This is a genomic window from Hymenobacter mellowenesis, from assembly GCF_030581005.1.
GTDB lineage: Bacteria > Bacteroidota > Bacteroidia > Cytophagales > Hymenobacteraceae > Hymenobacter > Hymenobacter mellowenesis.
Map to the genome: position 1 here is coordinate 544,109 of NZ_JAUQSX010000003.1, position 10,227 is coordinate 554,335.

Below are 10,227 nucleotides of genomic sequence, written 5' to 3' on the forward strand. Positions count from 1 at the left end.
GCTCGGCATGACGTTTCTCTATCTGCTACACTTAAGACGCAGACGTCGGCTTCAGCTTTGCTCTTCGGGCAGGGTGAAAGCCCGGTCGCTGGGATTGGTCAATTCCTTGGGCAGGTTTTCATCTGAGGCCGGGGCGGGGCCGGGCTGGTTCATGGCCTGCGTGTCGGAGCGCAGCGAATCGTCCATCTCGTCGGATTTTTCCTGGCCGGATGCGTTGTTGTCGTCAAGCTGCTGGCCGTAGGTTTCGGCATCAAGCATAGGGGTCGAAGCACCGTCTTCGGCGTTGTCTTCGGTGGCGTTGGGGTTGTCGGGAGACATGGGGGCGGGTTAATTAGATGAAAGCAGTGACTTATTCGTCGTCGTTGGGCGGGTACTTGGCGTCGGCGGGTTCCTCGCGGGTGTTGTGGGTGCCGCCGCCGGCGTAGCGCGGGTCATCTTCGGCCCAGGCTTTGCGCAGCAGTTCGCTGTCGTCGGTCGATTCCTGCACCTTGCGCACCAGCTCGGGGGCTTGGTTTTGCTGCACATGGCCGGGCTGGTCCTCGGGACGGTCGGGGGCGTTTTGGGCGTCCTTCTCGCGGTCGCGGAACTCGCTGAACTCATCGGGGTTGTCGTTGGCACCGCTGCGGCCGGGGGGCGTGCCCTCGGCAGAGGCTGTGGGCGAGCCGGGCGCCGGTGCGGTACCAAACTGACCGTACTGGGGGCTGGCGGCATTCACGGCTGGGTCGTTGGGGTTGGGCTGAGCAGCGGCAGCGCGGTCTTGCTGGCCAACAGGACGGTGGTCGTTTTCCGGCGGCAGGGGAGGGTTTTGCGTATCCATGGGAAAGAAGAAGGAGTAAGAAGAAAGAAATTCAAACCGGCGAAGCCCGTCTGTACTTTCCTCTACGCAAACCAGCCGACACCGTTCAATTCAGCCATCCGAGGCTGACTATTTCCATCCCTCACCCGTTGTTTACATGGCCATTACGCACCACGCCGCCGACCAGGAATTTACTACCACCCGCGACGGCCTCACCGCCGAACTCGCCTACGCCCGCCCCGCCGACGGCGTCATCGACTTCACCCACACCTTCGTCGACGAAGGCCTGCGCGGCCAGGGCGTGGCCGAAGAGCTGGCCCGCGCCGGCCTCGACTTCGCCCGCCAGGAGCACCTTAAAGTAAAAACCACCTGTAAGTTCATGGCCGGTTTCGTGAAGCGCCACCACGCCGAGTACGCCGATATACTGGCTTGAAAAAAGGGCAATGCGCCCGTCTGTCATTGCGAGTGGAGCGCAGCGGAACGCGGCAATTCGTCCCGTCAACACAAGGCACTTACTTAAGTGACAAACTCCCGTTAGCAAGCAAAAAGCCCCGGCACTGTACAGTGCCGGGGCTTTCTGGTGAAAGGGCGGGTCTGGTTCTGAAGGGACCGGTTGCCACGGCCTGCGGCCTCGCACTGACAATACGGCCCTCGCACTGACAGACGGCCGCTGAGGGCTTAGCGCACCACCACGCGGCCGGTATAGGTCACCGTTTCGCAGAGCACGCGCACGACGTAGACGCCGGCGGTCAGGCCGCGCAGGTCCAGCGAAACTTCGCTGGCCGCGCCGAGCTGAGCCGTGCGCCAGCGCACAGAGCGGCCCATGACATCAAGCAATTCGATGGAAGCCGGGTGGGCCGACGACTGGCCGAGCAAGCGCACCAGGGCGGTTTCGGAAGCCGGGTTGGGGTACACTTCGAGGCCGTGGCGCACCACCGAGGCGGCGCGGCTGGCCGTGGGGATGAAGCAGGCCGAGCTCGTGTAGGAGCCCACGCCAGCGTAGTTGTCGACGCCGCCGGCGCTCCAGGTGGCGCTGCCGTAGGGGCCGTTCCAGCGGCCGCCTTGGCTAACGGTGGGCTGGCGCACGAGGGTGTTGTTCAGCGTCGAACCATTGGGCACGGTCCAGGCGCCGCCGGTGGGGTCCTGGCCAATCACGCCGATGACGTCGAGCGTGTCGGTGCCATCAAACAGGGCCACGGCGTCGTTGCCGTTGAAGAATGCCACGTTGCTTTGCACGTCGGCCTGGGCCGCCACGCCGGTATCGGTCACGCCGGTATTGGCAATGACATACACGTCGCCGGGGGCAATTGTGCCGGTCAAAGCCAGGGTGCTGGTGGGGGCGGTGGCGCCGTTGGCATAGAGCACCACGCGCTTGCCATTGAGCGGCATTGGGCTCAGCGTGGGGTTGTAAATCTCCAGCACCTTGGTATTGCCCACGTTCGACTCCACGTACTGCGAGAAGTAGGGCTTGGTGCAGGGCGCGCCGGCCGGGGCCGCGTCATCGTTGAGAATGGTGAGCGTGTGCGTGTTGGGCTGGCCTACAATGATGGTGGCGTTGGAGGGCGTACCCAGGCGCAGGCGCACGGTTTCGTTGGGCTCGTAGGTCACGTCGCCGTTCACCGTGATGGTGATGGCCTGCGTAAGGGACGTGGCGCTGAAGGTGAGCGAGGTGGTGTTCAGCGTATAGTCGCTGGGCGAGGTGGCGGTGCTGCCGGCCGCGTCCACGCTTACCGGCACGGTGAAGCTGCCGGTGGGCAGGGTGCCGCTGGCCGTCACGTTCACGATGTAGGTGCTGGTGCCGCTGTTGCCTTCGGTGATGGAGCCGGTGGCCGAGGCGAAGCTGATGGACGGCGCGGGGCCGTCGTCGTTGGTGATGGTGAGCGTGTGCGCGCCGGGGCTGCCCACGCTGTTGCCGGTGCTGGGGTTGGTGAGGGTGAGCACCACGGTTTCGTCGGCTTCGGGCTGCGTGTCGCCGTTCACGGTCACGGTCACCGTCTGGGACGTGGTGCCGGCGGGGAAGGTGAGGGTGGTGGGCGAAGTGAAGGTGAAGTCGGTGCCGCTGGTAGCGGTCGAGTTCGTGCCGTCGAGGTTCACCTGCACGGTGGTGGCCGTGGTGGCGGCGGGCGCCAGGTTCACGGTGACGGTGTAGGTGCTGGTGCCGGTGTTGCCTTCCGTGAGGCTGCCGCTGGTGGTGGCAAAGCTGAACACCGGGCCGGGAGGCGCCAGGCCCCAGGCCGTGGCCACGCTGCCCGGGTAAGTAATGTAGGGGTTGAAGTTGCCTTGGCTGGCGGCCACGCGGTTGTTGCGCTCAATCTCGTGGGCATCGACTGGGTCGGCCAGGTGCCAGGCGTAGAGGGTGTTGATGTCGGCCACGGAGTTGATGTTGTCGTGGCCGGTGGCGGCTAGTGCGGGCTGGCCGCCGTGCATGGTGTAGAAGTAGAACACCGAGCGGGCCAGGTTGCCCTTGTGGTCTTCGCGGGGCTCAAACTGGGTGTTGGTGTCTTCGCTCCACTCGGCCAGGTTGGCCGTGGGAATGGTGTTCTGGCTCACCAGCAGACGCATCCAGGTCTGGGTGGTGGCGTCGGGGATTTCGGCAAATGGGTCGGAGCCGCGCAGGTTGTTCCAGGTGTCGTAGGTGGGGTAGAGGTGGTGCATGTCGGAGCGCATGCGCACCACTTCGTTAAACCACGACTGCGGCACGGTGTGTTCGCAGTTGATGCGGTTCACCACCGTGGTGCTGGTGCTGTTGAAGTTGTAAGGCACCGTTTCCTGGTAGCCCGAGTACACGCAGGTCACCAGGTTGTTGTAGTTGTCGGCGTAGTTATACATCTTGGCCCGGGCGGCGGCGTAGCTCAGCTCCACGCGCTTGCCATCGTACCAGTTGGTGCGGTACCAGTCGCGCAGGGCCACACCCGATAGGTTGGACGGCGGTGCGGCCGGCATCGGGGGCACCGTCTGGGCCTGCAACGCGGCCGGCACCAGCCCGAGCACCAGCAGGCACGAAGTAAAAACGTGTTTCATAAGAAAAGAGAGAGGAAAACGGGGGAGGAAGGGAGAGGGAAACGGGAGTAAGAATGGAGAATAAGAAACAGGGCATCAAAGGTAACCATTCGGCCGCATGCCCGGGGCAGCGGGGCAGTTACGAAATCAAGAAACGTTCGGCTTACTTTTAGGCCCTCGAACCTTCCAAGTCCCCCCAAAACCATGGCCGACATCACCCCCACCGAACTTCGCCAGCGCCAGCAAGCCGGCGAAACTCCCACCATCATCGACGTGCGCGAGCCCTGGGAGCACGAGGAAGCCAGTATGCCTGGCACCCAGAACATTCCCCTCGGCTCCCTGCCCGACAAGCTCGACGACCTCGACGAGTGGAAAAATCAGGAAATCATCGTGCACTGCAAGGGCGGCGGCCGCTCGGCTTCGGCCAAGGCCTTCCTCACCCAGCAGGGCTTCACCAACGTGCGCAACCTGCTCGGCGGCTACCAGGCCTACGCGGCGGAGGGTAAGTAAGCCGGGTTTCCAAGGGAAAAGCCGGTCATGTCTTGAGTAATCGGGATATGACCGGCTTTTTCGGTTGAAAACGCCGTTTGAGTGAACTGATACCATCGTTTCGTATTACTACCATGCGCCGCCTGTATTCAGTCTTTTATCACTATTTCGCCACTATTTCGCCAGCTGCTAATTCAGAGCAGGTAGCGCAAAACATCTTCCTTCTGTTGTGCTTTACCCTGTATTTTGTGATAAGCTTTTTCGTGCACTTGTGCGAAGCGACTTTTGACCGTGATTTTGGAATATTAGGCGTCATAGGGTTGTCTTTTGGGCTGGGCTTTATCCTGTATTGGCTGCTATTAGCAGGAGATAACTGGAAACGCATTGTGGTGCAGTACCCGGTGGGACCTGTGCGCAAGGCCGACGTTTATTTCTTAATGGGCCTACTGCTTCTTGCAGGGCTCGGGCTTGTATTTGTCCCTGTAGCACGAGTTTAGGTCCATTATTTCATGCGGACCATTTGTTCAACCTCGCAGCCGGTGCCGCAACGTAATTGACTCCAGCAACATGGCCACCACCCGCCGGGCAACGGTTATTAAGGCTTTGTTCCTGCTCGTTCCCGTGGGGCTGGTTCTGCCATTATTTCTGCTCATTGGGCGAAGGGCCGCCGATGAGCACCCTTCTTTTTACCAGGAGCCCATGAAGGCAGCGGATGTGTGGCGGCTACCCCTCGTCGAGCCCCACGAACTCATCACTGCATATTGCTGCGAGGGCTGGAATTTCCAGCCAGTTGGATTCCCGGACCCCTTCACGGCCGATTCCGTGAACTGCGAGAAGGGCTACATTCTCTTCTTCGGCTACCCCGGCACGTATGGGTTTCTCGATACGCGGCAGCAACGGGTGGTGCGCCTGAGCACGCACGGGGCCTTTGCCGATTCTCTCGCGGCCAGGTCCTTGTCGGCGCAGCTATACAACACCGAAACTGTTTACCGGAATTGGGTCCGGACCGGGCAGCTGCCCTGGGCCGCCGAAATTCTCGCCACCCAAGGCGCCGAGCACGCCAGCCGGTAAGCACGCCTAGCAGGCCCGGCGTGGAATAGTGGAATCAATAGCCGAGCAGAAACTCCAGCGCAGGCGGGACCCGCTTTTTCCAGGCGGCCTCGTTGTGGGCCGCGCCGCGGAAGCTGCGCGTGAGCCAGTTCGCGGCGCTGTAGTGGTGGGCGCGCAGCACGCTGTCGATGCGCGTCTGGTGCGGGGCATACCAGGCATCGAGCGTGGCCGAGCCGTAATCGAAATAGAGCCGGGGCCGGTGACGGCGCGGCAGTTTCCGGCCCAGGTACTGCACCATGGCGGTGGTAAAAGCCGGCGTGTTTTCCTGCAAACTCAGCGGCCAATGCGTGGAAAAACAGGCCGCTCCGCCGAATACTTTCGGGTATTCCAGGGCCGCGTAAAGCGAAACCAGCCCGCCCATGCTGGACCCGGCCACGAAAGTGTCGGCTCGCTTGGGCGAAGTTTGGAAGTGTTGGTCCACGTAGGGCTTCAGCTCCTGCACCAGAAATTTCAGGTACTCATCGGAAAGGGGCCCGACGGGTTGGGCCTGCTCCAGCCGGGCGCGGGTGGCCGGCGGCAGCGTCGCATACGGCTGGGCCGGGGTGTATTCCGGGAAGCGCCGCGCCGTGTTCCAGACGCCTACCACAATGCACGGCCGCAGCTTGGTGCCCAGCGCGGCCACCGTGCTGTCTACTTCCCAGGCCACGCCGCCGTAAGCGTTTTTGGGGTCGAACAGGTTCTGGCCGTCCTGCATATACACTACGGCGTAACACGTGCCGGGCTGCGGGTAGCCCGTCGGCAGCCACACATCCACGTGGTGCGCTTTCACGAAGCGGGAAGGAAAATCGGCCAGATGCTCGATGCGGCCGGGGTTAGCCGTACCCGGTCCGTCGGCCCGCAACAAGCATAGCGTAAGCGGAAGGGAGGCCAGCCAGTGAAAAGGCGCCATAAGAATGACCGAATTGGTGGGCCGGTAAAATTAGCCGTTTCCCGTGGGCACCACCAGCCGGCCATCGGCTGCGTAGGCCAACTCGCCGCGGTCCACCATCTCCCGCACCGCCGCCGTCACGGCTGCCGCGTCTTTGGGCGGAAACGCAGCCAGCAGCTCGCGCGGCGCCAGCGGCGCCTGCCGCAGGTGCGCCAGCACGGGCTCGCGCAGTGAAGGCACCGGCGCCGTTTGGGCCGCTTTTTTCTCGGCCAGGCAGATGTCGCACACCTTGCAGCGGTCCGGGTCGGCTTCGTCGAAATAGCTGAGCAGCAGTACCTGGCGGCAACGAGTGCCGCTCAGGTACTGGGCCACGGCATGGGTTTTGGCGCGGGCCAGGTCGCGGGCAGCCGTCATTTTCACCTGGTCGAGCGGCAGCTTAAGCGCGTCGAAACGCGGCGTGGTGAACATCGCCTGCGGCGACTCCTGCTTGGGCTGATAGTGCAGAATGCCGGCCGTGTGCAGGTAGCGTAGTTGCTGGCGCACCTCCACCACGCTGCGGCGCAGGTACGTGGCCAGGGCATTTTCCGAAATGGTCTGGAAGTCGGCAAACAGTTCGCCGCCGTGCAGCCGCAGCAGGGCCTTGATGAGTTGGTCGTGCTGGGCGTTGGCCACCTGGAAGGCATATAAATCCTGGTGGCTGAGGATGAGGTGCACCCGCGCCGGCTGGTTCACGGCCTCGTTGAGCTGCACGAAGCCCTCGCGCTGCAAAATCTTTAGCGAGTTGTGCGCGTCCACGGCTTTGATGCGGTAGGTTTCGGCAAACTGCTGCATATCAAACTCAAACGCGGCCAGCTCGCCGCCGCCCACCGCCGTGCGCGAGTAATTGGCCAGCGCCTGATACACGCGCTTCACCGTGTCGAGGGGCGGGAAGGACTGGCTGGTGCGGCGGCGCAGTTCGTCGCCGTCGTTGGGCCCGGCCAGCAGCACGGCGAAGGCGAACAGGTTATCGCGCCCGGCGCGGCCGGCTTCCTGGTAGTAGGCTTCCAGCGTATCGGGCGCGTCGAGGTGCACCACGAGGCGGACGTCGGGCTTGTCGATGCCCATGCCGAAGGCGTTGGTGGCCACTATGAGGCGGATTTTGTCCTGAATCCAGTCCTGCTGCACCTTGGTGCGCTTTTCGGAAGGCAAACCCGCGTGGTAGGCCGCCGCCGGAAACCGGTGCTGCTGCAGGAACGCGGCCGTGTCCTCCGTCTGCCGGCGCGTGCGGGCGTACACGATGCCGGTTTTGCCCGGCCCCACGCCGCGCAGCACTTCCAGCAGGCGGCGCAGCTTGTCCTCGGTTTGCAGCACCGAATAGGAGAGCTTGGGCCGCGCAAAGCTCTGCCGAAACACCCCAAAACCCTCGCGGAACTGCAGCTTGGCCACGATATCGGCCTGCACCTGGGCCGTGGCCGTGGCCGTGAGGGCGATGACGGGCACCGGCTGGGGCAGCAGTTCGCGCAGCTCGGCAATGCGCAGGTAGGGCGGCCGGAAATCGTAGCCCCACTGCGAGAGGCAGTGCGCCTCGTCCACGGCCAGCAGGCCCACATTCATCTTCGCCACCCGCACCCGGAAAAGCTCCGTGAGCAGCCGCTCGGGGCTCACGTACAGGAACTTCGTGTTGCGGCCGTACACGCAGTTGTCGAGCGCGTGGTCGATTTCCTGGTGGCTCATACCGGCGTAAATGGCCTCGGCTTTCAGCCCGCGCTTGCGCAGGTTGTCCACCTGGTCCTTCATCAGGGCAATGAGCGGCGACACCACGATGCAGATGCCTGGCCGCGCCAGCGCCGGCACCTGGAAGCAGATGCTTTTGCCGCCGCCGGTGGGCAGCAGGGCCAGCGTATCGTGCCCGCTGAGCACGGAGTTGATGATGTCTTCCTGCCCCGGCCGGAACGCCGTGTGCCCCCAATGCTCACGCAGCAGGGCCAGGGGCGGGAGTTCGGTAGGAGCGGAGGACATGGGGCGAAGTTAGTGCCGACGGCCACTACCCGGCGCCGGGTAGCCGGGGACAATTTGTTCGATGAGCGAGCCAGCCAATGTCCCCAATTTTTCGTTCAGGAAAGTCAACGTTTCCTTTTTCTCATTCATGGCCATTCAACCAAAAACCAAGGGCTTGGCGCACGTCGCCCTGCGCACCACCGATTTTGCCCGCGCCAAGGCGTTTTATCACGATTTGCTGGGCTTGCCCATCGCGCTCGATACGCCCGAAATCCTGGGCTTTCTGGTCGGCTCCACGTTCATCGGCTTCAAGCAGGCCCAGCCCACCCATCCCGGCGGCGGCACCTTCACGCCCTTCAACGTGGGCCTCGACCACATTGCCATTGCCTGCGAAGACGAGGCCGAACTGCACCGCGTGGCCGATGCCCTGCAGGCGGCCGGGGTCGAAAACACGGGCGTCAAAACAGACACCGTGGCCCCCAAAAAGTACGTGGCGTTTAAAGACCCTGACCGCATTTCCTGGGAGTTTTACATGGTTTAAATAACGTCGTTTGAATTGATTACCAGTCCAATGGAACGGTCATGCAGAGCGTAGCGAAGCACCTTCACCGCAGTAGTAAATGAATTGCTCCCGTGGTAAAGGTGCTTCGCTACGCTCTGCATGACCGCCTTTGTACGGAATTTGAACCACTGCTCAAAACGCAAAACGCCCTGCCCAGCCAATGGCTCAGCAGGGCGTTTTCGCGTAGTTACATTCGCTTACTTCGCCGCCAGGTACCAGTTGCGCAGCCGCACGTCAATTTTCTTATTGCCCGCGTTCACCTGCTTCTTGAAGCTGGCCACGTCGCTCAGGCCGTTCTGGCCGCGGTAGTGGTAGGGGTACACGATGCCCGGCTTGAAGGCAAGCACGCCCTGCGCGGCCTGGTTCACATCCATGGTGTAGGGCAGGTTCATGCACACGAAGGCCACGTCGATGTTTTTGAGGGCGCGCATTTCGGCGGTGTCTTCGGTATCGCCGGAGAGGTACACGTTTTTGCCGCCCAGGTTTAGCACGTAGCCGTTGCCCCGGCCTTTGGGGTGCGGCGCGTTGGGCGCTTCGGGCAGGTTGTACATCGGAATGGCCGAAACCTGCATGCCCAGCGTGTCGAGCTTCTGGCCGTTGCTCAGGATGCGCACTTGGGCTTTGTACTGGGCCGGCAGCTTCTCGGCCACTGCTTTGGGCACCACCATCAGGGCCTTGCCCACCGAGAGGCCCGCCAGCGTCTGCGGGTCCAAGTGGTCGGGGTGAATGTCCGTAATAAGAATTACATCGGGCGCGGCCAGGCCGGCGTAGGCCGCGGCCCCGCCGTAGGGGTCCACGTAAATGGTTTTGCCGTTCCACGTTAGCACTACGCTGCCGTGCGTGATGGGCTGCACCGTGAGAGGGCCTTTGGCGGTGGTAATCTGGTCGGCGGGCACGCGCGGCGCGGCAGTGGAAGTAGCGGTTTGGGCCGGTGCCTGGAGCGCAAAAGCCGCCAACGCAGCCGTAAGGAAAGTGGATTTCATCAGGAATTCTGCCTGTTGGTTAAAAACGTTATGACCGACTGGTTGCGGCAGCCTGACCCACAATAGGAAATGCCCCCGAAAACCGTACCCATAACCTGATTGCCCGGCACAAGTTCAGGCTGACCAAAGCCGTTCGTCGAGCCACTCGCGCTGCCCAAGCCAGCCGGTGGGGAAGAAATGCCGCGCAAGGCGCGTTTTCAGGGGAGGTGGCTCAGGGCGTAGCGCACGCCCACCGTGGCGGTGGCGCCCCACATGCGGCTCGCAAACAGGCCCGGAGCCGGCACCAGCGAGCGGGTGAACAGGACGTCGGCCGTGGCGGCCCATTGCGGGCTCCAGGCGTAGCGCCCGCCCGCGCCCACGGTGGGCAGCAGGTTGGTGGCCGCGCGCGACTCTTCTGCCGCCAGCTCGGGATATACCGTCCCGGTATCGTCGGCCGTGGCCA

General features: G+C 63.1%; 12 protein-coding genes. 5 read left to right on the top strand and 7 right to left on the bottom strand.

Annotation, left to right across the window (positions count from 1 at the left end; all coding sequences use genetic code 11):
* Nucleotides 1-51 precede the first annotated feature (51 nt).
* Complete coding sequence (locus Q5H92_RS08425; protein ID WP_305011067.1) at nt 52-318, bottom strand: hypothetical protein; 267 nt, start codon at nt 316-318, stop codon at nt 52-54.
* A 31-nt stretch (nt 319-349) separates the two neighbouring features.
* Nucleotides 350-817: a hypothetical protein gene (locus Q5H92_RS08430; protein WP_305011068.1), complete on the bottom strand. Its 468-nt coding sequence runs from the start codon at nt 815-817 to the stop codon at nt 350-352.
* A 136-nt stretch (nt 818-953) separates the two neighbouring features.
* On the opposite strand from Q5H92_RS08430, the gene Q5H92_RS08435 reads away from it, so the two are divergent.
* Complete coding sequence (locus Q5H92_RS08435; protein WP_305011069.1) at nt 954-1,229, top strand: GNAT family N-acetyltransferase; 276 nt, start codon at nt 954-956, stop codon at nt 1,227-1,229.
* A 245-nt stretch (nt 1,230-1,474) separates the two neighbouring features.
* Here the strand turns inward: Q5H92_RS08435 and Q5H92_RS08440 are convergent, their stop codons facing one another.
* The gene (locus Q5H92_RS08440) at nt 1,475-3,817 is read right to left on the bottom strand and encodes an endonuclease (protein ID WP_305011070.1); all 2,343 of its coding nucleotides are present in this window, start codon (nt 3,815-3,817) and stop codon (nt 1,475-1,477) included.
* A gap of 183 nt (nt 3,818-4,000) precedes the next feature.
* Here Q5H92_RS08440 and Q5H92_RS08445 point away from each other — a divergent pair, with 183 nt between their 5' ends.
* The 3 genes from Q5H92_RS08445 to Q5H92_RS08455 all read left to right on the top strand — a co-directional run bounded on the left by Q5H92_RS08445 (nt 4,001) and on the right by Q5H92_RS08455 (nt 5,356).
* Nucleotides 4,001-4,306 (top strand): rhodanese-like domain-containing protein, encoded by a 306-nt coding sequence (locus tag Q5H92_RS08445; protein WP_305011071.1) that lies wholly within the window; start codon nt 4,001-4,003, stop codon nt 4,304-4,306.
* Between the two features lie 113 nt (nt 4,307-4,419).
* Nucleotides 4,420-4,782, top strand: coding sequence for a hypothetical protein (locus Q5H92_RS08450; protein ID WP_305011072.1), 363 nt, complete (start codon nt 4,420-4,422; stop codon nt 4,780-4,782).
* A gap of 70 nt (nt 4,783-4,852) precedes the next feature.
* Entirely contained in the window at nt 4,853-5,356 is a 504-nt protein-coding gene (locus tag Q5H92_RS08455; protein WP_305011073.1) for a hypothetical protein, read from the top strand.
* A gap of 34 nt (nt 5,357-5,390) precedes the next feature.
* On the opposite strand, the gene Q5H92_RS08460 is transcribed toward Q5H92_RS08455, so the two are convergent.
* Both Q5H92_RS08460 and Q5H92_RS08465 read right to left on the bottom strand, forming a co-directional pair.
* A complete protein-coding gene (locus Q5H92_RS08460) occupies nt 5,391-6,284 on the bottom strand; it encodes an alpha/beta hydrolase (RefSeq protein ID WP_305011074.1) in 894 nt (297 codons plus the stop codon).
* Nucleotides 6,285-6,314: 30 nt separating this feature from the next.
* Nucleotides 6,315-8,261 (bottom strand): RecQ family ATP-dependent DNA helicase, encoded by a 1,947-nt coding sequence (locus Q5H92_RS08465; RefSeq protein ID WP_305011075.1) that lies wholly within the window; start codon nt 8,259-8,261, stop codon nt 6,315-6,317.
* A 127-nt stretch (nt 8,262-8,388) separates the two neighbouring features.
* Between Q5H92_RS08465 and Q5H92_RS08470 the strand changes: the two genes are divergently transcribed.
* A complete protein-coding gene (locus tag Q5H92_RS08470; protein ID WP_305011076.1) occupies nt 8,389-8,781 on the top strand; it encodes a VOC family protein in 393 nt (130 codons plus the stop codon).
* 218 nt (nt 8,782-8,999) lie between these two features.
* On the opposite strand, the gene Q5H92_RS08475 is transcribed toward Q5H92_RS08470, so the two are convergent.
* Together Q5H92_RS08475 and Q5H92_RS08480 are read right to left on the bottom strand one after the other, a co-directional pair.
* Entirely contained in the window at nt 9,000-9,785 is a 786-nt protein-coding gene (locus Q5H92_RS08475; protein ID WP_369811130.1) for an MBL fold metallo-hydrolase, read from the bottom strand.
* A 197-nt stretch (nt 9,786-9,982) separates the two neighbouring features.
* A partial coding sequence (locus tag Q5H92_RS08480; RefSeq protein WP_305011077.1) for a hypothetical protein occupies nt 9,983-10,227 on the bottom strand: 245 nt, incomplete at its 5' end.